The 23,263-nt window shown below is 47.1% G+C and carries 16 protein-coding genes; 11 read left to right on the forward strand and 5 right to left on the reverse strand.

Annotated features, from left to right (window positions below):
* Positions 1-77: 77 nt before the first annotated feature.
* Positions 78-2,162: an elongation factor G gene (gene fusA, locus Q8L79_RS11580; RefSeq protein ID WP_305271333.1), complete on the reverse strand. Its 2,085-nt coding sequence runs from the start codon at positions 2,160-2,162 to the stop codon at positions 78-80.
* Between the two features lie 714 nt (positions 2,163-2,876).
* On the opposite strand from fusA, the gene Q8L79_RS11585 reads away from it, so the two are divergent.
* A complete protein-coding gene (locus Q8L79_RS11585) occupies positions 2,877-3,350 on the forward strand; it encodes a CBS domain-containing protein (RefSeq protein WP_305271336.1) in 474 nt (157 codons plus the stop codon).
* 138 nt (positions 3,351-3,488) lie between these two features.
* Positions 3,489-4,982 carry an HDOD domain-containing protein gene (locus tag Q8L79_RS11590; RefSeq protein WP_305271338.1) on the forward strand — a complete coding sequence of 498 codons (1,494 nt, stop codon included), beginning with the start codon at positions 3,489-3,491 and terminating at the stop codon, positions 4,980-4,982.
* Here the strand turns inward: Q8L79_RS11590 and aat are convergent.
* Both aat and trxB read right to left on the reverse strand, forming a co-directional pair.
* Positions 4,979-5,671: a leucyl/phenylalanyl-tRNA--protein transferase gene (gene aat / locus Q8L79_RS11595; protein ID WP_305271342.1), complete on the reverse strand. Its 693-nt coding sequence runs from the start codon at positions 5,669-5,671 to the stop codon at positions 4,979-4,981. The two genes, Q8L79_RS11590 and aat, sit on opposite strands and share 4 nt — an antisense overlap.
* A 64-nt stretch (positions 5,672-5,735) precedes the next feature.
* On the reverse strand, positions 5,736-6,692 hold the full coding sequence (gene trxB / locus Q8L79_RS11600) for a thioredoxin-disulfide reductase (protein ID WP_305271346.1): 957 nt from the start codon (positions 6,690-6,692) through the stop codon (positions 5,736-5,738).
* A gap of 213 nt (positions 6,693-6,905) precedes the next feature.
* Between trxB and Q8L79_RS11605 the strand changes: the two genes are divergently transcribed.
* The 7 genes from Q8L79_RS11605 to dapB all read left to right on the forward strand — a co-directional run bounded on the left by Q8L79_RS11605 (position 6,906) and on the right by dapB (position 15,706).
* Positions 6,906-9,173, forward strand: a complete 2,268-nt coding sequence (locus tag Q8L79_RS11605) for a DNA translocase FtsK (protein WP_305271349.1) — start codon at positions 6,906-6,908, stop codon at positions 9,171-9,173.
* 2 nt (positions 9,174-9,175) lie between these two features.
* Positions 9,176-9,352: a hypothetical protein gene (locus Q8L79_RS11610; protein WP_305271352.1), complete on the forward strand. Its 177-nt coding sequence runs from the start codon at positions 9,176-9,178 to the stop codon at positions 9,350-9,352.
* Positions 9,353-9,717: 365 nt separating this feature from the next.
* A complete protein-coding gene (gene hrcA / locus Q8L79_RS11615; RefSeq protein WP_305271355.1) occupies positions 9,718-10,899 on the forward strand; it encodes a heat-inducible transcriptional repressor HrcA in 1,182 nt (393 codons plus the stop codon).
* A gap of 62 nt (positions 10,900-10,961) precedes the next feature.
* Positions 10,962-11,573, forward strand: a complete 612-nt coding sequence (gene grpE, locus Q8L79_RS11620) for a nucleotide exchange factor GrpE (protein WP_305271358.1) — start codon at positions 10,962-10,964, stop codon at positions 11,571-11,573.
* Between the two features lie 70 nt (positions 11,574-11,643).
* On the forward strand, positions 11,644-13,575 hold the full coding sequence (gene dnaK, locus Q8L79_RS11625) for a molecular chaperone DnaK (RefSeq protein WP_305271360.1): 1,932 nt from the start codon (positions 11,644-11,646) through the stop codon (positions 13,573-13,575).
* A 196-nt stretch (positions 13,576-13,771) separates the two neighbouring features.
* On the forward strand, positions 13,772-14,899 hold the full coding sequence (gene dnaJ, locus Q8L79_RS11630; RefSeq protein WP_305271363.1) for a molecular chaperone DnaJ: 1,128 nt from the start codon (positions 13,772-13,774) through the stop codon (positions 14,897-14,899).
* A gap of 3 nt (positions 14,900-14,902) precedes the next feature.
* Positions 14,903-15,706 (forward strand): 4-hydroxy-tetrahydrodipicolinate reductase, encoded by an 804-nt coding sequence (gene dapB / locus Q8L79_RS11635; protein ID WP_305271366.1) that lies wholly within the window; start codon positions 14,903-14,905, stop codon positions 15,704-15,706.
* Positions 15,707-15,845: 139 nt separating this feature from the next.
* On the opposite strand, the gene Q8L79_RS11640 is transcribed toward dapB, so the two are convergent.
* The gene (locus Q8L79_RS11640; protein ID WP_305271369.1) at positions 15,846-16,457 is read right to left on the reverse strand and encodes a hypothetical protein; all 612 of its coding nucleotides are present in this window, start codon (positions 16,455-16,457) and stop codon (positions 15,846-15,848) included.
* A complete protein-coding gene (locus Q8L79_RS11645; RefSeq protein WP_305271372.1) occupies positions 16,450-17,799 on the reverse strand; it encodes an AAA family ATPase in 1,350 nt (449 codons plus the stop codon). Before Q8L79_RS11645 ends, Q8L79_RS11640 begins: the two co-directional genes overlap by 8 nt.
* A 340-nt stretch (positions 17,800-18,139) precedes the next feature.
* Between Q8L79_RS11645 and Q8L79_RS11650 the strand changes: the two genes are divergently transcribed.
* A complete protein-coding gene (locus Q8L79_RS11650) occupies positions 18,140-19,432 on the forward strand; it encodes an exonuclease SbcCD subunit D C-terminal domain-containing protein (RefSeq protein ID WP_305271375.1) in 1,293 nt (430 codons plus the stop codon).
* On the forward strand, positions 19,432-23,253 hold the full coding sequence (locus tag Q8L79_RS11655; protein ID WP_305271378.1) for an AAA family ATPase: 3,822 nt from the start codon (positions 19,432-19,434) through the stop codon (positions 23,251-23,253). The genes Q8L79_RS11650 and Q8L79_RS11655 overlap by 1 nt, the downstream gene beginning before the upstream one ends.
* The last annotated feature ends 10 nt before the right edge of the window (positions 23,254-23,263 follow it).

Consider the following 23,263-nt stretch of genomic DNA (forward strand, 5'->3'; position numbering starts at 1 on the left):
GTTAATGCAGGAAGATAGCGCGGGATATAGAGGGGGGTGTAGCCGAGCAGCGAACTGCCCGGCGTACCTTTTCCAGCTTACTTCTTTTTGTTGCGTTCGTTCACTTCTTTGATAACTTCTTCCGACACGTTTTTCGGGCACGGTAAATAGTGCGAGAATTCCATGGAGAACTGACCGCGACCGGAGGTCATGGTGCGCAAGTCGCCGATATAGCCGAACATTTCGCTCAGCGGTACATCAGACTTGATACGAACACCGGTTACGCCCGCATCTTGTGATTTGATCATGCCGCGGCGACGGTTAAGATCGCCGATAACATCACCCACATGGTCTGATGGCGTGAAAGTGTCAACTTTCATGATCGGTTCGATCAGTTGCGGTCCTGCTTTTGGAATCGATTGACGGAAAGCCGCTTTCGCAGCAATTTCAAACGCAATTGCAGAGGAGTCAACCGCGTGGAAACCACCGTCGGTTAAAATGACTTTAAAGTCCAAGCAAGGGAATCCGGCCAACACGCCTTTGTCCAGCATGCTCTTAAAGCCTTTTTCAACTGCCGGCCAGTATTCGCGGGGTACGTTACCGCCGGTAACCGCGGATTCAAACACAAAACCGCTGCCGGGTTCGCCGGGCTGGATAATGTAGTTGATTTTTCCGTATTGGCCTGAACCGCCTGATTGCTTCTTGTGGGTATATTCGTCTTCAACCGCTTTGGTAATCGTTTCGCGGTAGGCCACTTGGGGCTTGCCGACAATAACGTCAACGCCGTGGGTACGTCTTAAGATGTCGACTTTAATGTCAAGATGCAACTCGCCCATGCCTTTAAGAATGGTTTCGCCACTGTCTTCATCAGTCTCAACGTGGAAAGAAGGATCTTCCTGAATCATTTTGCCCAGCGCGATTCCCATTTTTTCGGAAGCCGCTTTGTCTTTCGGTGAAATCGCTAATGAGATAACGGGATCAGGGAAGACCATCGGTTCCAATGTTGCCGGGAATTTCGGATCGCATAGTGTGTGGCCGGTTTGCACATTCTTCATGCCCAGTACCGCAACAATGTCGCCCGCTTGCGCTGAATCCAGTTCATTACGTGTGTCAGCATGCATTTCTACGATACGGCCGATACGCTCGGTTTTGCCGGTAAAGGTATTAAGTACTGATGTACCTTTTTCCAGTTTACCGGAGTAGATGCGCAGGAACGTCAACGCGCCAAAACGGTCATCCATGATTTTAAATGCCAGTGCGCGTAGCGGTTTTTCGGCATCAACGATAGCAAAGGTGCCCGTTGGGTTACCTTCCAGATCGACTTCAGGCTGTGGTTTAACTTCTGTCGGGCAAGGCAGGTAATCGATAACGCCGTCAAGAACCAATTGCACGCCTTTGTTTTTGAAAGACGAACCACAAAAGGTCGGGAAGAAATCCAGGTTAATCGTACCTTTGCGGATACAACGTTTGATGGTGTCGATATCGGGTTCTTCGCCTTCAAGGTATCTTTCCATGACATCGTCAAACTGATCGGCAACTTGGTCGATCATTTTTTCACGCCATTTTTCGGTGTCTGCCACCATGTCGGCAGGAATGTCTTTGATTTCGTAGTTCATTGGGTCGCCGGAATCATCCCATATCCAGGCTTTGCGGGTCAGTAGGTCGACCACGCCGGAGAATTGGTCTTCAGTACCGATAGGTAAGGTCATAACCAGCGGCACAGCGCCGAGCACTTCTTCAACTTGCTTGACCACGCGGTAGAAATCAGCGCCTATACGATCCAGTTTGTTGATATAGATAACGCGAGCTACTTCAGAGTCGTTGGCATAACGCCAGTTAGTTTCTGATTGGGGTTCTACGCCGCCTGAACCGCAGAAAACGCCGATACCGCCGTCAAGAACTTTCAGTGAACGATAAACTTCAATAGTAAAGTCAACGTGTCCCGGGGTGTCGATAATATTAAAACGATAGTCTTTCCAGAAACAAGTGGTTGCAGCCGACTGAATGGTGATGCCGCGCTCCTGCTCTTGTTCCATGAAGTCAGTGGTTGCCGCGCCATCGTGTACTTCACCGATTTTGTGGATTTTACCGGTAAGTTTTAAAATCCGCTCGGTAGTCGTTGTTTTACCGGCATCGACGTGAGCGAAGATGCCGATGTTTCTGTAATGCGCTAAATCTGTCATGTTTTTACTCTAAAGTTGGGCATAAAAAACTTTTTTGGTGACCGCTCTCAATAATCATTCATTGTTTGAACGCTTATTGAGGACTCGTACCGGGGCGGTGGGCTACATATCATAACCGCAGTCACACAACCTAAGACCGCGGTGGCGGTAGCCATCGGAGTGGATGAAATGCGTTGGGTACATGCGGGTAGCTCAAAGCCGAGTGAGGTGCATTTATTTGAGTCACCATCGCTGCTCACTCGTCCAGCTTCGAAAGCCCGCTATTTTAACCTAAAAACTTTGGTAAAAATATAGAAAACCCATGTGTTATGTTGTAGTCACACTAAAATGGCTGAATCTATTTAGTCATTTCATGTCAGTGTTTTGAAGAAAGACAACCTTGAAACCTTGATGGTACAGTCCCAAGCGTTTTTATATGCATAAAGACGGGCTACGCAATGCCATGTATTTTAGCAATAGTCCTGTTGGTTTTTGGTATTGTTGATCGGCAAAGACAGGCATGGGATATTATTTTTTATAGATAATGTCATCAGATTAAGGGCAGTCTGTTCCGGTTACTGCGTCCAACCATAAGCAGTGTTTGAAAAAGCGCTGCGTAAAAGGGATATGAATAGAGGTTTATCTATATATAATTGAATTAAAGTGTCGTAAAAACAGCTACATTTACAGATATGTTATTGTAGAATATTCGATTGACAGCAGGAGATTCAGATTATGATTGTCGCTGATATTATGACCGCTAATCCGGTTAAGGTTAACATGGATACCGAGCTATTGGTGATCAAGGACATTTTTGATCATGTCTATTTTCATCATCTGCTGGTTGAAAATGAAGCGGACAAAACTATTGCCGGCGTTATTTCGGATCGTGATTTATTGAGTGCTCTAAGTCCCTATATTCATACAGCTGCAGAAACTTTGCGCGATCAGGAAACTTTAAAAAAACGCGCTCATCAAATCATGTCGCGCCAAATTGATACCGTGACACCAACAACCGATTGCAATATTGCCGTACAAAAAATGCTGGATGCGGATGTATCCTGTCTGCCTGTCGTAGGCGATGACAACGTTATCTTGGGTATCGTTACCTGGAAGGATTTCTTAATACATTATTTAAAACAACAATCGCCCGAAAACTATAAATATCTTGTTATGAAACATGATTGGCGTAATGACAGGAATCAGTAAGGCAAACAACAAAAAATCATCTTTGTCCGCACAAGAAAATGTCGCTTGTTTTGGCAAGGCTTAAAGTGAAGTATTACTGGTAAAAAAATAATGACATCGAAGAACGATCTTCTAAACCTTAATTTAATGGAAATGGACATGGAAGTAGTCCCCTCCAAAATTATAGCGGAACCCCATTCTCTTAATGAATGGACACACGTGTTGTGTAATGAAGAAATGCCGATATTTTCCAATACTGCACTCAGTATTCATGACGTTTTAAGTGATGATAGAAAAGGCGCTATGGAGTTGGCGTCTGTTATCTTGCAGGACCCGAATCTGACGGTTAAATTATTAAAAATCAGCAACACGCCTCATTACAATCCGTCGCGCCAGAAAATGGTTACGGTATCGCGGGCCATTATTATGATTGGCTCCGAGGTTATTCGCGAGTTAACGTTGGTTTGCTCCTTTTTGGAATGCATTCTATCCGCGACCAACAAACAGCAGGCCAATGAAGAAATAGCCCAAGCTATTCATGCTGCGGTACATGCAAAGTCCATAGCGATGGCCGCAAGCGATTCATCGCCGGAAGAGGTTTTTATTGCCACGTTACTTAACCATATCGGCAGTATTTCTTTCTGGTGTTTTTGCGGCGATCAGGGAGAGCGCATTCAAGCTTTAATAAATAAAGGAAATTGCACTCGCGAAGAAGCGGAGAAGCAAGTGCTGGGCTTTAAATTGACAGAACTTGGTGCTTGCTTAAGTAAGGCCTGGAAATTAGGCGGCTTGATTGAAGAGTCTATCAAGCCAGGCGTAGCGTCCAAAAACCCCAGAGTAGGCTTGGTTTACTTAGGGTATGAAATTACCGAGGCATTAAAAGAGGGCGTCGGTTCAAAGAAATATGATGCTTGTATCAGGAAGATTGAAACTCTTACCAAGGAGTCTCCAAAAGTTATAATTGAAAAGCTTCAAAATAACACCGCCAACGCCTCTGATATGGCTTGTCAATTCGGCGCGACTGATGCCGCCATGCTCATTCAAAGTCGTCTGCATAAAGCGGTCGATTTGGAAGAACCATTACCGGTTATTGATAAAAAACAACTGCAACTCCATATTTCGCAAGATATTATTTCAATCATAAGTGACCAGTTTGATATCAATTTATTGCTTGAAACGGTGCTTGAGGGGATTCATCGGGGTATCGGTATGGATCGAACTATTTTTTCTCTGTTAGTCACCGACAAACAGTCCCTTAAAGAAAGGCTGTCTTTGGGTTGGCGCAAAGACACGTATGAGCATAAGGCTATTTTCAATATCTCGGAAACACCACCCAATATTTTTTTTCATGTTCTGGCCGGTACTCAGGCTTTCTGGGCGAAGCCTTTGGTTAATGGCAAGTTGTATACACTTCGAGATATTAATGTAGTTGGAAAAAACGAATGTTTTATTATGCCGATTTTTTCCAACAGTATACCGATTGGTTTAATTTATACCGATCGGGGAATCAGCAGTCAACCGTTAACTGAGGAGGATTTTAATGCTTTTAAATATTTTGCCCAACAGGCAAATATAGGTCTTGCGATTTACCGTATGCAGCGGGCGGTTAATGGAAAAAAAGATAGCAGTATTGACCAGAACAGCGGTTATTAAACTTGCCAGGCGGACGGCTTGGCAGGGCTATCACAATATTGATCGAGTAACTTTATAAAATAATCCCGATCAATTTCCTCGGCGCCAAAGCTTTCCAAATGCCTTGTGTGGACTTGGCAGTCTATCAGTTGGTAGTCCCAGGATTGAAGCTGTTGAACCAGGGTAGCGAAAGCTACTTTGGATGCATCCGTTCTGGTATGAAACATGGATTCGCCCAAAAAAACCTGCCCTAGTGCGACACCGTATAATCCTCCAACCAGTTCATCGCCAATCCAGGTTTCAACCGAATGAGCAAATCCGGCTTGATGCAGTTGATTATAAGCCGCGTTGATTTCTGCTGTTATCCATGTGCCTGCGGCGTCTTTGCGAGGATCAGCACAGGCGGTAATGACTTCATTAAAAGCCTGATCAAAGGTGACTGAAAAAATATTTTTCCGCAAGGTTTTCTGCAAGCTGCGGGAAATAATCAGCTTATCGGGGAATAAAACCAAGCGAGGATCGGGCGACCACCATAAGATAGGATCACCGCTGTTATACCAAGGAAATATTCCGTGCCGATAAGCGTTTAGCAACCTGTTTTGGGACAGGCATCCGCCGATGGCAAGTAAGCCGTCCGGTTCTCGGAGGGCTGCGCACGCCAAAGGGAAATCTTGATTTGGGTTTTGGGAGTCAAGAACAGTCAGTCGCATAGTTTGACTTAACTTAAGGTATAAAACTGAAAAACCATGTCAGTTATTAAACCAAAATTGTAGCTCAACCGACTAATTCATCAAGGAATTTTTCTGCATCCAACGCCGCCATACAGCCCGCTCCTGCTGAAGTAATGGCTTGTTTATAAACGGAATCCATTACATCGCCTGCAGCAAATACGCCTTCAACGCTGGTTGCGGTGGCGTTTCCGTGAATGCCGCTTTTGACTTTAATATAGCCATGCTCCATATCCAGCTGGCCCTCAAAAATACCGGTATTGGGGGTGTGACCAATGGCTATAAATACGCCATGTACATCCAGATCTTTGGTCGAGCCATCCAAAGCGTTTTTGATTCTAAGGCCGGTAACGCCCATATCGTCTCCCAGCACCTCATCCAGTTGATGATTCCATTCAATGACGACATTGCCGTTTTGCGATTTTTCAACCAGTTTGTCAGAGAGGATTTTTTCGGAACGGAATTTGTCGCGGCGATGTACGACAATGACCTTTGAGGCGATATTGGACAAATAAAGTGCTTCTTCAACAGCTGTATTGCCGCCACCGATGACCGCAACGGGCTTATTCCTGTAGAAAAAACCGTCGCAGGTCGCGCAAGCTGAAACGCCCTTGCCTTTGAAAGCTTCCTCGGATTCCAGACCCAAATAACGCGCTGAAGCGCCGGTTGCAATAATCAGTGCATCGCAGGTGTAAGTGCCTGAGTCGCCGGTTAATGTGAAAGGGCGAGCGGATAAATCAGCCATGTGAATATGGTCGAAAATTATCTCGGTAGCGAAGCGTTCAGCGTGTTTATGCATTCTTTCCATGAGCGCCGGTCCTTGCAATCCTTCAATATCGCCGGGCCAGTTATCCACTTCGGTCGTTGTCGTTAATTGACCGCCTTGTTGCATACCCGTGATGATAACCGGATTCATGTTGGCTCGTGCAGCATAGATTGCAGCCGTATAGCCGGCGGGGCCGGAGCCTAGAATCAAAAGGCGGCAATGTTTGGAATCACTCATTAAAAATCCTTTGCGGGGAAAGACAGGAAGAAATTAATTATGAAGATGAAAGCGTGTTTCGTAAACTGTTTTATCAGAATAGCCGACGGATAATGGCAGAAATGCGAACGGGAGTTTATTGCAGACATTACTAATGTAAAACATCTCATTATTGATCTATAATTATGTTTTATTAGTAATTTATGTGACGAGTTGTTAAATATGGCTGCTGTAATGGAAGAAAAAACCTTTCGTGGGTTGCGTGAAGTTGCTTTATTAGGCTTCATTGCAGGCGCATTATTTTTTTTAATTTCGCTGATTACTTTTAGTAACGAGGACGCAGGCTGGACGCATAGCGGATCAGTACAGACAGTCTCTAACGCTTGCGGTGTCTTTGGAGCGTGGATCGCTGATTTCACGCTCAGCTGTTTCGGTTTGGTCGCTTATCTGTTTCCGGTCATGATCTTCTGGCAAGGTTACCTGATTTACACCCAGGGCAGACAAGGCCGCGAAAAAATGATTATCGCGCTGCAATGGGTAGGGTCTATAGCGACTATCATTTCAGGCGCCGCATTATTGAATTTGTATTTATTAAGAATAGGGATCGAACTGCCCAGCAACACCGGCGGTATTTTAGGCCAGGAAACCGGCAATGCCTTGCTGGTAGTCTTCGGCAATTCGGGGGCGACGCTATTCTTGCTGGTGATTTTATTGGCTGGTGTTACTTTGGTTACCGGGGTGTCATGGGTCACGGTAATAGATGTTATCGGCAAATATACCGTATTTATATGTCGGGTTTTTTGTGGTAGCGTTCTAAGCTTGTTACAGGAACGTTCGGTCAATCGTACCCAGACGTTGGTGGATAGCCCCGCGAAGTCGGAGCTTAAGAGAAAAGCCAGTGCTAAAGCTATACCGAATATCGAAAAGCCTGTAGAAAAAATAGTAAAGAACGCGCTTCCACTTAAAAAACAGCCGGCCATTAAATACGACGCCAGCAAAGGCGTATTGCCCTCTCTGGAATTACTGGATCACCGGGACACCCGCGTTATAGGTTATTCGCAAACCGATTTGGAAGAAATGTCACGCTTGGTGGAAGATATCTTGGCCGATTTTAACGTCGCCGTCGCCGTCGTCGGCTTTCATCCAGGCCCCGTTATCACCCGTTTTGAATTACAACCTGCGGCAGGCGTTAAAGTCAGCCGTATCAGCACCCTGTCCAAAGATTTGGCCAGAGCATTGTCAGTTACCAGTGTTCGTATCGTTGAAATTATTCCTGGTAAATCGGTAGTCGGTCTTGAAATTCCCAATCGGGAGCGGGAAATGGTGACCTTGCGCGAATTATTGGTGTCAGCGCCGTTTGAAAAATCGAAATCCATGTTGACTCTGGCGATGGGCAAGGATATTTCCGGCACGCCGATGGTTGCCGATCTGGGTAAAATGCCTCATGCGCTGGTTGCTGGTACCACAGGTTCCGGTAAATCGGTCGCTATCAACACCATGATTCTCAGTCTGCTTTATAAAGCAACACCAGAACAGGTGCGCATGATCATGATTGACCCGAAAATGTTGGAGTTATCGGTTTATGAAGGCATTCCTCATTTATTGACCCCCGTCGTAACCGATATGAAGGAAGCCAGTAACGCGCTACGCTGGGCGGTTGCCGAAATGGAAAGACGTTACAAGTTAATGTCCAAAATGGGCGTCAGAAACCTTGCCGGATTTAATCAGTTGATAGAAGATGCGACGGCAAGAGGCGAGACCATCAGGGACCCCATGTTTCAAATGATTAATCCGCTGGAAGAAGGGGAAGAATACCCTACCTTAAATACCCTGCCCAGCATTGTCATCGTCATCGACGAATTAGCCGACATGATGATGATCGTCGGTAAGAAAGTTGAAGAACTGATCGCCCGGCTGGCGCAAAAAGCCCGCGCGGCCGGCATTCATTTGATTCTAGCCACGCAACGCCCATCGGTTGATGTATTAACCGGCCTGATTAAAGCTAACGTACCGACCCGGATTTCATTTCAGGTATCGTCTCGCATCGACTCGCGCACCATTCTCGATCAAGGCGGCGCGGAAACTTTGCTAGGCAATGGCGATATGCTGTTTCTGCCTTCAGGCACCAGCATCCCCATCCGTGCTCACGGCGCTTTTGTCGATGACCATGAAGTGCATCGCGTGGTTGAATTTTTAAAACAAACCGCACCGCCGAATTATCTTGAAGACATCACCCGCGAACTTTCCGCTTCCGGTGATGGTTACAGCATGAACGGTGGTGGCGGTAATGGCGATTCCGAGACTGATGCTTTGTACGACGAAGCCGTGCAATTTGTCACTGAAACTCGTAAAGCCTCAATATCCAGCGTACAAAGACGCTTTAAAGTCGGCTACAATCGCGCCGCAACCATGATTGAAGGCATGGAGGCGGCCGGCGTTGTCAGTTCTCCTGAAAGCAATGGTTCAAGAGTCGTACTGGCGCCGTCGCCCGTAAGAGATTAACGATGAACATTGCGGTGTGCGGAGTCGCTATTGTGCTGATGGCGACTCTGGGCAGCCTGGTTATCGTCAGACGCAATTCTCCCCAGCAGCCGATACAAGTCAAGGCAGTGCTTTTCGGGCTTTATTTCTGGGGGTTGGTGTTTTTACAGCTGGTTGTATTCGGGTTGTTCATGGGCTAAAGCGCAGGCTAAGGAATAAAATACACCATATTGCCATAACAGAAAATAAAGTAATAAAAGGTATTGTTTCATCAATTGATTTTGTAAGGGAGTACTTGAAACAAAATATTCAACAGGTCATCCAATAGATTACTTATGCCTTTGGACGGTTTTATTGAAATAATAGCGGCTTCTCCATGATGTTTGGAAAAATAAAATCGAATGGATAAGGCGGCAGTAAGTTTTTGAGATAAAAAGACTTGTATATAAAGAAAGATAAACATGAACTGGGCTTTTAGGTTTATTGACAATAGCTCAATGAGCTGATACTTTGCCTCGCTGGCACTCGTCTTAATGGAGTGCTAAATTTGGTTGCAGAGGTTGGTGTGAGTAATACGCAATTTTTAAATGAGCGGTCGTTGCAGTTATTGAAATCACTGGTCGAGCGCTATATCAGTGATGGCCAGCCGGTGGGTTCACGGGCTTTATCAAAAGATTCGGATTTAAACTTAAGTCCGGCAACTATTCGCAATGTCATGGCCGACCTGGAAGACCTAGGTTTGGTGCATTCACCCCATACTTCGGCAGGAAGGGTGCCTACGGTCAGCGGCTACCGCTTGTTTGTCGATACCTTATTGACGGTTAAGCCAATGGAGTCGAAAGATTTAACCCGACTGCACCAAGGCTTGTCGTTGAGCGAGGACAGCAGCGATATGATCGGCGTCGCATCGCGCCTACTTTCAGAATTAACGCAGATGGCCGGGGTGGTGACCTTGCCTAAAAGAGAGCAGGTATGCTTGCGGCATATCGAGTTTCTATCTTTATCTCACACCCGCGTGTTAGTTATTTTTGTTACCAATGAGCAGGAAGTTCATAACAAAATCATCCATACCTCCAAAGTATTCAGTCCTGCCGAACTACAGCAGGCAGCCAACTATTTAAATTCAATTTATTCCGGCCGCAGCCTTGATGCGGTGCGCAAAGCGGTTTTAAAAGAGTTGCAGGAAGACCAGGAACGCATGACAAATCTGTCTGGAACAGATTTGCATTTACCCGAAGGGTGTCGGGCAGGAAAGCCCGGCATGACAAATCTGTCTGGAACAGATTTGCATTTACCCGAAGGGTGTCGGGCAGGAAAGCCCGGCATGAATCAGGGCATGCTGGATGCGGTAAAAATGGCGCAACTGGCGTTCGATCAGGACAATAAAAAAGATGATTATGTGCTGACCGGCGAAACCAATTTAATGGGTTTTTCCGAGTTGTCGGATATGGAGCGGCTAAAAAGCCTGTTTGAAGCGTTCAGTCAAAAGCAGGGCGTTATTCATTTGCTGGACCAATGTATGAAAGCCGACGGCGTGCAGATATTTATCGGCGAAGAATCGGGCTATCGGGCTTTCGATCATTGCAGTCTGGTGACCTCATCCTATTCGGTCAGCAACGAAGTGGTCGGGGTATTGGGCGTTATCGGGCCGACGCGTATGGCCTATGAGAAAATCATCCCTTTTGTCGATGTGACGGCAAAATTGTTGGGAGCCGCCTTGAATCCAAAATCAACGACCCCACTATAAATAATGTCTTTTTGTGCCTTCGGGTATGGGTATTAATTTTAAATATTAAGGAGCTATAAATAATGAGTACTGATCAGGAATCGCCTGAATCTCAGGTTAAAACTGAAGGCGAAGCGGTTGTAGAGCCGCCGCATACCGAACTAGTCGAACACGAGCTTACAATTGAGGAGTTACAGCAGGCCTTGGCCCAAGCTGAGCAAAAAGCTCAGGAGAACTGGGACAAAGCAGTTCGCGCACAGGCGGAAATGGAAAACCTGAAAAGAAGAACGCAAAAGGATCTAGAAGATGCGCACAAATTTGCGCTGACAGGTTTTGCCAAGGAGCTATTGCCGGTATTAGACAGTTTGGTATTAGGTTTGCAGGCGGCAACCGGCGATAGCGAAGAAGTGAAAAAATTTCGTGAAGGTAGCGACTTAACGATAAAACAGTTCGAATCAGTATTTGCAAAATTCAAAATTGAAGCAATTGATCCCATCGGTCAGCCGTTTAATGCGGAACTGCATCAGGCCATGGCTATGCAGGCCGTAGAAGGAGCCGAGCCGAATACGGTGGTTAACGTTTTCCAAAAAGGATATATGTTGAACGGACGTTTGCTTCGTCCCGCGATGGTTTTAGTTGCTAAAGCCGCTGAAAAAAAACCGACAGATAGTCCTAGCATCGATGAACAGGCTTGAAATCAAATAAAGCAGCCTCATATTTGTAATAACTTTTACTTTTTAAATAAATTCAAGTCTGGAGAACTCAATGGCTAAAATAATCGGCATAGATTTAGGAACAACAAACTCGTGCGTTGCGGTACTGGAAAACGGCGTAGCGAGAGTGATTGAAAACAGCGAAGGCGCGCGTACTACGCCGTCCATTATCGCTTTTACCAGTGACGATGAAGTATTGGTTGGACAGTCTGCAAAACGTCAGGCGGTTACTAACCCAAAAAATACCGTATTTGCGATCAAGCGTTTGATCGGTCGTCGCTTTAAAGACGATGTCGTACAAAAAGACATCAAAATGGTGCCTTATAAAATCGTCGAAGCTGAAAACGGCGATGCCTGGGTTGAAGTTCACGGCAAAAAAATGGCGGCTCCCGAGATTTCAGCGCGTATCTTGATGAAGTTGAAAAAAGATGCTGAAGCCTATTTAGGCGAAGAAGTCACCGAAGCCGTAATTACCGTACCGGCTTATTTTAATGACTCGCAACGCCAAGCGACTAAAGACGCCGGTCGTATTGCCGGACTTGAAGTTAAACGTATTATCAATGAACCGACCGCATCTGCATTGGCTTTTGGCATGGATAAGCCTAAAGGCGACACTAAAATTGCAGTGTATGACTTAGGCGGCGGTACCTTTGATATTTCCATTATTGAAATTGCCGAGATAGAAGGCGAGCATCAGTTCGAAGTGTTATCGACCAACGGCGATACTTTCCTGGGTGGTGAAGATTTCGACTCAAGAATCATTGAATTTTTAGCGGCAGAATTCAAAAAAGAAAGCGGCGTTGACGTGCATAACGATCCGTTAGCCTTGCAACGCCTAAAGGAAGCGGCCGAAAAAGCCAAGATTGAACTGTCTTCAAGCCAGCAAACCGACGTGAATCTGCCTTACATTACCGCAGATGCATCAGGTCCCAAGCATTTGAATGTTAAATTGACCAGAGCCAAACTGGAATCGCTGGTTGAAGAGCTGATTAATCGCACTAAAGGTCCTTGCGAAATGGCGCTGAAAGACGCCAAATTATCAGCATCGGATATTAATGACGTGATTTTGGTCGGCGGTCAAACCCGTATGCCGAAAGTACAGGAAATGGTAAAAGCCATTTTCGGTAAAGAACCGCGCAAAGACGTTAACCCTGATGAAGCGGTTGCTTTAGGCGCGGCGATTCAGGCGGGCGTTCTGGGTGGCGAAGTTAAAGACGTGTTGTTGTTGGATGTTATCCCGTTATCATTGGGTATCGAAACGATGGGCGGCGTAATGACCAAACTGATCGAGAAAAACACCACGATCCCAACCAATGCATCGCAAGTATTTTCTACGGCGGACGACAATCAAACTGCAGTGACCGTGCATGTATTGCAAGGTGAGCGTGAAGTCGCAGCAGCAAACAAATCGTTGGGACGTTTCGATCTGGCCGATATTCCACCCGCACCGCGCGGTATTCCGCAAATTGAAGTTGCATTCGATATCGATGCCAACGGTATTTTGAACGTGTCCGCAAAAGACAAGGCGACCGGTAAAAAACAATCCATCGTTATCAAAGCATCCAGCGGTTTGTCGGATGATGAAGTTGATCGCATGATTAAAGATGCTGAAGCGCATGCTGATGAAGACCGTAAACTGACTCAATTGGTGTCGGCGCGTAACCATGCTGACGGTATGATCCATGCGACTGAAAAATCGATGAAAGAGCTGGGCGACCAAGTCGGCGCCGATGAAAAAACCAGCATCGAACATGCGATTGAAGCACTGAAAACTGCGATTAAAGGCGATGATAAAGCGGAAATTGAAGCCAAAACGAACGACTTGACTGAGTTGTCCGGAAAACTGGCCGAACGCGTTTACGCACAAAAATCGGCCGCTGAAGGCGAGTCTTCCGGCGCTCATGCTTCTTCAGAGCATCATGCGGCTGATGACGGTGTTGTCGATGCCGAGTTTGAAGAAGTTAAAGATGACGATAAGAAATAAGATGTAGGTTGGGGTGCACTATCCCCCTATGCATTAACTTAAGGCATAAAACCACGAAGAACACGAAGCTCGCGAAGAAAAAACTTCGTGTCCCTTCGTGTTCTTTTTGCGGTTTAGTAACCACCTCTTATCCCGGGTATCTCAGACAAAATCAGACGATGATAACCACCAAAATCCAACAATAGAATATTGAACCATGGCAAAAGAAGATTTTTACAAGCTTCTCGGTGTAGACAGAAACGCCAGTGATGCAGAGATTAAGAAAAGCTATCGCAGCAAGGCGATGAAGCATCATCCGGACAGAAATAAAGATAATCCGGTAGAGGCTGAGGCCAAGTTTAAGCAGATTAAAGAGGCTTACGAAGTTTTATCGGACCCTAAAAAACGTTCCGCTTACGACCAGTTCGGCCATGCCGGAATTGATCCTTCGATGGGCGGAGGGCGTTCCGGCGGTTTCGGCGGCGGTGAAAGTTTCAGCGATATTTTCGGCGATATTTTTGGCGGAGGAAGACAGCAGCGGAGCAACGTTCAGCGTGGCTCTGACCTGCGTTACAACCTGGAATTAACGCTCGAAGAAGCCGTGTTCGGGACCGATGCCAAAATCCGCGTGCCGGTACTGGTTACCTGCGGCGAATGTAGCGGTTCCGGCGCTAAAAAAGGCTCCAGTCCAGTTATCTGTTCAACTTGTCACGGTCACGGCCAAGTCAGGATGCAACAGGGTTTCTTTTCGGTTCAACAAACCTGTCCAACCTGCCGCGGTACCGGCAAACAGATAAAAGATCCTTGCGGCGTATGTTACGGCCAGGGGCGAGTCCAGGAAAATAAAACCCTGTCCGCAAAAATCCCGGCCGGTGTCGATACCGGCGATCGGATACGTTTGGCTGGAGAAGGTGAGGCTGGAGAATTCGGCGGCCCGGCAGGCGATCTTTATGTCCAGGTTCAGGTAAAAGATCATCAGATTTTTACCCGCGATGGCGCGAATTTATATTGCGAAGTGCCGATCAGCTTTCCTACAGCCTGTTTGGGTGGAGAGTTGGAAGTGCCTACCTTGAACGGCAAAGTGTTGTTGAAAATCCCCGCTGAAACGCAAACCGGAAAACAGTTCAGGCTGCGCGGCAAAGGCGTGAAGCCGGTCAGAGGCGGACCGGTCGGCGACTTACTATGCAAAGTACAGGTTGAAACACCGGTGCATCTGACCAAAGAACAAAAAGCCTTGGTTGAGCAGCTCAGCGAATCCCTGTCCGGCAGCGGTAAACATCATAGCCCTCAAGAGTCCTCATGGACGGACGGCGTAAAAAGCTTTTTCGATAAACTAACAGGATAAGTCATGATGCGTATTGCTGTAGTAGGTGCGTCCGGTCGCATGGGCCTTTGCTTGATTAAAGCGGCGGCGCTGGCTAAACATGCCGAATTGGCCGTTGCCGTGTCCCGTCCGGAAAGTCTTGCCATAGGTCGGGACGCGGGTGAATTGGCTGGCATCAGCGTAGTCGGCGTTAAAGTCGTCGATGACTTGGCGTCTGTGGTCGATCAATTCGACGTGTTGATCGATTTTACCCGCCCCGATGCGTCAATGGCCTTTATCGAGATTTGCCGCGAGGCCGGAAAAAAGCTGGTCATAGGCACCACCGGTTACAGCGATGCGCAAAAAGCCCGGATTAGCGAAGCGGCGAAAGACGTGGCGATAGTGATGGCTCCCAACATGAGCGTCGGCGTCAACCTGTCGCTTAAATTGCTTGAAATGACTGCTAAAGTCATGGGCGATTACACCGATATTGAAGTGATCGAAGCCCATCACCGGCATAAAGTCGATGCGCCATCCGGCACCGCATTACGCATGGGCGAAGTGATAGCCGATGCCTTAGGCCGGGATTTAAAAGACTGCGCGATTTACGGCAGGGAAGGCAATACCGGTGAGCGCGACAGAAAAACCATCGGTTTTTCAACCATTAGAGCCGGGGACATCGTCGGCGAGCATACCGTTATGTTTGCCGACGACGGCGAACGGGTGGAAATCACTCACAAAGCCACCAGTCGCATGACTTTCGCCAACGGCGCGGTCAGAGCGGCGGTTTGGTTGGCTGATAAGGATAGCGGTTTGTACGATATGCAGGATGTTTTGGGGCTTTCTTAAATATCGGGTATTAGTACCTTAATATCCATATGTATCAATCTAAGGCATAAAACTATGAGATTTACGAAGTCGAGTCGGTTGGGTTGCATCTTTTCGCGACCCAACAATATTGGCTAAATTGTTTTCGATATGGAAGTCATCAGGTAACTAAAAACTGCTTGATAATATTGACCAGAACAGGGCCGAATGGAAGAAGTTGGCCCTCGCAGTCAGGTTGTTGAAAATCATCTATTAAAACAGCAAGTAAATCATCCCCCAGAAGTTGTAAATCATCAGGTTTATCTGGAAATATCAAATTATCTACCATTTGCTTACGTTCTTCCTGAATGGCACGACTATTTAAACCTAACACTGCAATAGAGTCTATCGATCGCGGAGTTAGCCCCTTTACTTTGCCAGACAGATAGAATTTTAATTCGGTTTCGCATTCAGCCATCAGTGGCGTTAAGGGCAAAGGCAGAGAATCATGAGCTTTGCCGCATTGATTACGTGTATTACATGAAGCGACGATATTGCCGAAATCTAACTGACGATTTGGAGCTAAGTGACGAGCTTCAATATGTTCATTGTGGCTTTTTTGGGCATCAATCTTTTTACAACAATAGGCGCATAAGCCAAACTGCTCTTGTCGTGTTGCATCATTAATAGCCTGTCGTTCTATAGGAGATAAGTCCGTATATTGTCCACGCGGATTTCTACGTTTCCATGTTGTCAACTTTGGTGGTTCTGATTCTTTGGTAATTTTACGCACGTTGCATTTCCAATCGCCTGATAAGTAATCTGGCTTTATTAAGCTCCAGATGGTCGATAGCAATTTTGCTTTCCAGTTCAGCAAGAAGCTGTTTGGCTGCATCCAGTTTACCGTCTTGCAGATTATCTCGTAACTGGTCGAGCGCATTTTGTATATCAGCGTTACGAATATCGGCATCCATATCCTGTAACAAGACTTGATTAACATCCATACCATAAAGACTAGGCAACTTTTCCAGTTCACCATCGTTAAGTGCATAGCAAAGCAAGTTGGGAGTTTCACTAATGACTATCGGTGAGTGGGTAGTTAAAATAAATTGGCAGTTTGGGAACGTCCTGTTCAGATTGCCGATAATCGCCCGTTGCCAGTTGGGATGTAGGTGCATATCCACTTCATCAATCAAAACAATACCAGAACCTTCAAGCGGATTTTCCAATGTCGGATTCATCATCGCCAGTCGCCGGGCTATATCGCCGACTAATGCCATTAATGATTTCTCACCTTGAGAAAGCTGGCCGACATCTAATGCTTTGCTGTTTTTGTCTATCAGCATTTGTAACCGTGGTTTGCGTTGTACCCGTAAATTATCAAAATCGGGCATAAACGATTTAATAGCAACTCGTATAGCAGTAAGCTGACGATCACGAGCGGTTGCTTTTATTCGGTCAAGTGCTTTGAACAGATCAGCAATATCTTCAGTATTATCTCTGTATTGTTCAATAATTTCATCGAATTGTTGTCGTAATTTAGATGAGCGAATTTCATTTTCGGCATCCTCTCTGTCCCTAAACCATTCAAAAAAACGCCTAAAATCAACACCTTTCTGCAATGAATTATCGTAGCCATCAAGTTGGTCAAAATTGTGGCGGGTTCTAATTTTTAATGGAATATCCAATACGACACGTTCAATTGGATAATTAGCAATTAGTGGTAATGATGTTTGTCGATCATTAGTTAGTTGTTCCCTGAAACAGCCAGCCAGTTTAGTCACGTCGCTTAACTGACTATCCAATGTTTTCACTCGACCTTTAAGTGTTTTAGATAACACCCAATGATAAGCCGATTGGTCGTAGTCTATCTGTAAATCAATAGTTGACGCATTTTCTCCGTTTAAAACATCCGCATCAGCAAGACTACCGCCACTGCCTTTTTCTCGATTAATTCGAGCGACCAACCAGCTTAAACTTAATGCCAGCGCATCTAAAATAGCTGTTTTTCCAGCACCATTATTACCGATAAAAACGATTGTATTAGGTTCGCTAGCATCTACCCCATCATCGAAAGGTATAGTAAGCTCGCCAAAACGTCGGAAATTGGTTAGCTTGAGTTGTTTAACATGCACGAGCGATACCTTATTGTTGAAAAATACGTGACATTATAATGGCTCTAGCCAGCTAGAAACAGCTTTATAAATTCAATGCTTACAGCTCTATTTGAAATAAATCATCATACAAGGCCACTTCATTTCTTCGCTTCCAAGCTTTTTTATAATACTTTCTGTAGGCGAACAATGACCAATTTAGCCAGCGCCGTAGATTAATCATATAGACGCCTTATTAACCATGGAGCAGTATAAATACTTCTAATTGGTGAGAGTAGCCATCATCATGCTTACTCGACGCTTTATGCAAATGCCTAAATCCGCGTTATATTGCTTACCAACCCTTTAAAACAGGCAACCAATGTTAAGACTATTTCACACCGCCGACTGGCATCTCGGTCATCACCTGCATGGCGTATCGCGGCAACTGGAACATCAGCAGTTTCTGGACTGGTTGTTGGATGAATTGCAAACCAAACAGGCCGATGCGTTGATAGTTGCCGGTGATATTTTCGATTCGGCAAATCCATCCTCCGCCGCGCAATCTCAGCTTTATGACTTTCTGGTCAAAGCCAGAACCCGGCTGCCGAATTTGAATATTATTTTAATAGGCGGCAATCACGATTCCGCTTCACGGCTGGATGCGCCATCGCCCATTCTCAATGCGCTGGGCGTTACTGTGGTCGGCGGCTTGTCGCTCAACGCTCAGGGCAATATCGATTGGGATCGCTTATTGGTCCCGCTGACCAATGCGGAGGGCGAGATTAAAGCCTGGTGCGGAGCCATGCCGTTTTTACGCAATGCTGATTTGCCTACGGCTACCAGGGATGATAATGGCGGCAGTGTCATAAGCGATATTGAACGGCTAAGCGAGCAAGACAACGATCCGTTAATATCCGGCATGAAAACGCTGTATGCCGAGTTGTTTACGCAGCTACAACAAAAGGCGAGCAATGCCGAAAGCCTGATCCTGACCGGGCATTGTTATATGGTCAATGGTGCAGTGTCCGAATTAAGCGAGCGCAAAATACTGGGCGGCAACCAGCATGCGCTGCCGGTTGAATTATTTCCAGATGACATTGCTTATGTGGCATTAGGCCATCTCCACTTGGCACAAAAAGTTGGCGCGAACGAGCATATTCGTTACAGCGGTTCGCCGATTCCGCTGTCGTTCGATGAAACCGATTATTTGCATCAGCTTGTCCAAGTCGATGTTCGGGCAGGGCAGCCGGTTGAAACCGTCGCCGTTAAAATCCCCCGTAGCGTCCAATTATTAAGAATTCCCAACGGCAAAGATTTTGCCGTATTGTCTGAGGTGATCGGGCAATTGGAAACCCTGACCCTCAACGATCTGCCGATCGGGCAAAGGCCGCTGCTTGAATTGCGCATCAGACTGGAAAAACCGGAGCCGGGATTGCGCCAGCAGATTGAAGAAGTCATTTCCAAACTGCCGGTGCGTTTATTGAAAATATCCACAGCTTACAGCGGCAGCGAAAAAAGTCTGGCTGATTTAAAAATCGAAGAACGCCTGGAAGAGTTGCAACCGCTGGATGTTTTCCAGCGCTGCTATCAAAACAAATATGACAAGGACGCGCCCGAAGCCATGAATGCGCTGTTTAGCGAATTGGTCGAAAGCCTGCAAGGAACGGAATAATGCGCATTTTAGCTATACGCGGAAAAAACCTGGCAAGCCTGGCCGAACCGTTTGAGATTTCACTGAATTCCGGGCCGCTTGAGCAAGCCGGATTATTCGCGATTACCGGACAAACCGGCGCCGGCAAAAGCACGATTCTGGATGCCTTGTGTCTGGCGCTTTATGACAAAATTCCGCGCTTGCCGGACGGTCACGGTTTTGCGGTAGGCCATAAAGATGAGGATGAAAACCTGCGCGTGGTCAGCACTGACGTGCGCTCGATACTGCGCCGCGGCACCAGTAACGCGTATGCCGAAGTGGATTTTATCGGCAAGGACAAGCATCACTATCGAGCACGCTGGGAGGTCAGCAAAGCCCGAGGCAAAGCGGACGGACGCTTGCAGGCGCAGGAAGTCACGTTAAGCAAAATTGACGACGGCCAACGCATCGGGCAGGGCAAAAAGAACACGCTGGAGAAGATCTGCGAACTGATCGATCTGAACTTCGACCAGTTTCGCCGCTCGGTATTATTGGCTCAGGGCGATTTTGCCGCGTTCTTGAAAGCCAAAAAAGACGAACGTTCCAGTCTGCTGGAGCGCATTACCGGCACCGAACTTTATTCCGAACTGTCCATTGCCGCATTCGATCGGGCCAGACACGAAAAAGACGCGTTAAACCTGATTGCAAACCGGATGCAGGATCAAATTCCTCTGGATGAAGAGGCTCGTCAACGGCTGGAACAGCAACGGGATCAATTTAGCAGCCAGTTGGTCGATCTGGATCAGCAAATCGCAAGCAACCAAAAAATCATCGATTGGTATGGCGAATTGAAAAAACTGCAAGAAGCTGAACGGGTTGCCGGTAATGCTCTTGCCGACACGCAACAGGCATGGGATGCAGCCGAAGCCGATCGGCAGTTGATACGAAAGATCGAAGCCGCACAGCCGTTAAGACCGCTGTTAAGCCAATACCAAGCAGCAGACGCCGAACATCGGGATGCCGAACAAAAACTCAAAGACAGCAGCGTTCAGCAAATAACCGCTGAAATAAAACTGCAAAGCGCCAAGGAACAGCTCGGAATTCTGGCAGCTGCATTAACCGAAGCCGAACAGCAACAGCAGCGGGCGCAACCGGTATTAATCAAAGCGCGCGGCTTGGACACCCGAATCGATGTTATCCGGCAAGCTGTTGGCGTGCTGGCCTCTGAAGAAAACCAATTACTTAAAGTGTTGGATAGCGCCGAAAAAGAGCATCAATCTTTATTGGCTCGACAAGCCGAACAATCCACGGCACTGCAACAGCTTAATATCTGGCTGGAACAGCATCAGGCGATTAAACCTGTCGCAGCCGAATGGAATCGATGGGATGCCGAGCTGGAACGCTATCAAACCTTGAATATTCGGAAAATAGAAGCCGAACTCAACGCGGAGCAGTTAAGACTATCGGTGGCCAGGGATGAACTTAGCTTGGCAGAGTTAAAGCTGGCGATTGATGGTAGCCACAAAAAGTTGGAACTGCATCAGCAGAGGCTGGCGCAACTGAAAACACAGGATAGCCGACAGTCTCTTGAAGACTTGTATCAAGCAAAAGACGAGCTTGAGATCAAGCGCGAGCATGTCGCCCTGGCGCTGAAACTGGCGAATAATGCGCAGGAGCTGGAACAGACTATCAGGCAGGACACGGACAAACTGGCGGATACCGAACAGACGATGAGTGACAGTACAGTGCAACTGCAAACATTAAGCCGACAGCAGATGGCTAATGGTGCCGCGTTGACCGAAGCAAAAAAGGCCTTGGAGCTGATACAGGCGACAACGCATAAAAACGCCGAACAATTCCGCTCTTTGTTGCAAGACGATCGGCCCTGTCCGGTTTGCGGAGCGCTGGAACATCCGTGGAAAGATCATGTCAGCATAGGCAATGAACATGCCGTAGCCCAGACAGCGCGGGTCGCCGAGTTGGAAGTTCAAAATGAAACGCTGATCAAAACTATTGCCGAACTGACTAAAAGCATCAGCCAAGGACAGGAGCAACAAACAATACTGGCCGGAAAGCTGGCCGAGGCGCAGACAAAGCGGGTTCAATGCGGCAATGATTGGGCCGCTTTAGCTATGCACGATAAGGTCGCATCGGTTCCCGACCGATTGCGACACTTCCACCATCCTTGGCAGTCGCCTGATTTTGTTATCGCCGATAGCCGACTTTTAGCAATCCTTAAAAGTCATGAAGAACAGATAAGTGCCGCGTTGGAGCTAATCAAGCAACAGGAAAAAACGGCTCTCGAATTACAAAAACAGCTTAAAACGGCACAAGATTTATTCGATGCGGCCAAGCTTAACAAGGAAAACTTATCTGCCGAACATGCCACGCTGGATAAGCAACACGCCAAAAACAAAGCCGATTTGGAACATATCGTCAACGGCATTCAACAATTAGAACAACAACTGCAAGCTATTATCGATTTATTGGCAACGCCATTCCAACAGCTGGAAAACTGGCGGTCTTGTTTACAGGATTCCACCGTAGCATTCAGGCAGGATTGCACGGCACAAGCGCAGCAATTTCAGCGCACCGAACAGCAAATTGAAACCGCTGCCAAAGCCCTGGAAAAAATCAACCACGATGAAAAGCTCGCCGAGCAAGCGCTAAAGCAATGCCGGCAACAACATCGGATTAAACAGGCCGAGTTAAGTACCCAAACAGAAGAGCAGCAAAAACTGTCAGTCGAGCGTGATGCAGTATTGCCCATGCTCACTGCCGACAGTTACGAGCAAACCGTTAACCAAAACCTACAGACTGCAAGAGCCGCCCATCAGCAGGCCGGTCATACCGTCAATCAGGCGGAAACAGAGCTGGCAACCCATCAACAAGATCAGCAGCATTGGCAAGCCGAGACCGGCAGGCGTTATAGTAATCTGGAAAAAGCGCTAAGCGCTTTGAATCAGTCGCTGGAAAAGCAGGCCCTTGACCTTGAGCAGTTAAGCCGGTTGCTGGAAAAAAACGAGCACTGGCTGGCTGAACAGAAAACCCAAATGGCGGCACTGGAACGCGCGCTGCAAGAGTCTGCGGCCATATTAAAAGTAAAAGCCGACGATTGCGTTAAGCATCGACCGCCCTGGATGTTGCAAGTGGCAGAGAACCCATGCGACCAAAGCTATCCTGTCGAAATACCTGAGGAGGACGCCAATAAACTGTCGGACGAATTGCAGCAGCAAAGACAGATTGCGCATAGCCAAAAAGAAGAGCAAGTCATACTGCTGCGGGAAGATGATAAAAAAATCGAAGCCGGATGTCTTTTGAAAGCCGAGCTGGACGGCCAACGAGACCGCTGGGAACAATGGGAAAGCCTGAATGAATTAGTAGGTTCAAAAAATGGCGCCAAGTTTCGTACTTTTGCCCAAAGTCTGACTCTGGAAGCGCTGCTGGCGCACAGTAACCAACATCTTGAAGACTTCGCCAAGCGCTACGCCCTGCAACGCGTGCCGGGCAGCGATCTGGAGCTGCAAATCATAGACCGCGACATGGCCGATGATGTGCGCAGCGTACACAGCCTGTCCGGCGGCGAAAGCTTCCTGGTGTCCTTGGCGCTGGCCTTGGGTTTGGCGTCCTTGTCATCCAATAAAACCCAGGTTGAATCATTGTTCATTGACGAGGGCTTCGGCAGCCTGGATCCAGAAACCTTGGACATAGCCATCGCCAGTCTGGATACCCTGCAAGCTTTGGGCAGAAAAGTCGGTGTTATCTCGCATGTGCCTATTTTGGTTGAACGGATTGGTGCCAGGGTGGTGGTTGAAAAACAGGGCGGAGGGCGGAGTCGTGTTGTGATTGTTGGGGGATATTGATAATGGGCCT

Origin of the sequence: Methylobacter sp. (assembly GCF_030680395.1) — a bacterium.
GTDB lineage: Bacteria > Pseudomonadota > Gammaproteobacteria > Methylococcales > Methylomonadaceae > Methylobacter_A.

What these genes read in the sequence shown, in the direction of transcription:
- fusA (WP_305271333.1), bottom strand. Translation starts at nt 2,162, where the DNA reads ATGACAGATTTAGCGCATTACAGAAACATCGGCATCTTCGCTCACGTC.
- Q8L79_RS11585 (WP_305271336.1), top strand. Translation starts at nt 2,877, where the DNA reads ATGATTGTCGCTGATATTATGACCGCTAATCCGGTTAAGGTTAACATG.
- Q8L79_RS11590 (WP_305271338.1), top strand. Translation starts at nt 3,489, where the DNA reads ATGGAAGTAGTCCCCTCCAAAATTATAGCGGAACCCCATTCTCTTAAT.
- aat (WP_305271342.1), bottom strand. Translation starts at nt 5,671, where the DNA reads ATGCGACTGACTGTTCTTGACTCCCAAAACCCAAATCAAGATTTCCCT.
- trxB (WP_305271346.1), bottom strand. Translation starts at nt 6,692, where the DNA reads ATGAGTGATTCCAAACATTGCCGCCTTTTGATTCTAGGCTCCGGCCCC.
- Q8L79_RS11605 (WP_305271349.1), top strand. Translation starts at nt 6,906, where the DNA reads ATGGAAGAAAAAACCTTTCGTGGGTTGCGTGAAGTTGCTTTATTAGGC.
- Q8L79_RS11610 (WP_305271352.1), top strand. Translation starts at nt 9,176, where the DNA reads ATGAACATTGCGGTGTGCGGAGTCGCTATTGTGCTGATGGCGACTCTG.
- grpE (WP_305271358.1), top strand. Translation starts at nt 10,962, where the DNA reads ATGAGTACTGATCAGGAATCGCCTGAATCTCAGGTTAAAACTGAAGGC.
- dnaK (WP_305271360.1), top strand. Translation starts at nt 11,644, where the DNA reads ATGGCTAAAATAATCGGCATAGATTTAGGAACAACAAACTCGTGCGTT.
- dnaJ (WP_305271363.1), top strand. Translation starts at nt 13,772, where the DNA reads ATGGCAAAAGAAGATTTTTACAAGCTTCTCGGTGTAGACAGAAACGCC.
- dapB (WP_305271366.1), top strand. Translation starts at nt 14,903, where the DNA reads ATGATGCGTATTGCTGTAGTAGGTGCGTCCGGTCGCATGGGCCTTTGC.
- Q8L79_RS11650 (WP_305271375.1), top strand. Translation starts at nt 18,140, where the DNA reads ATGTTAAGACTATTTCACACCGCCGACTGGCATCTCGGTCATCACCTG.
- Q8L79_RS11655 (WP_305271378.1), top strand. Translation starts at nt 19,432, where the DNA reads ATGCGCATTTTAGCTATACGCGGAAAAAACCTGGCAAGCCTGGCCGAA.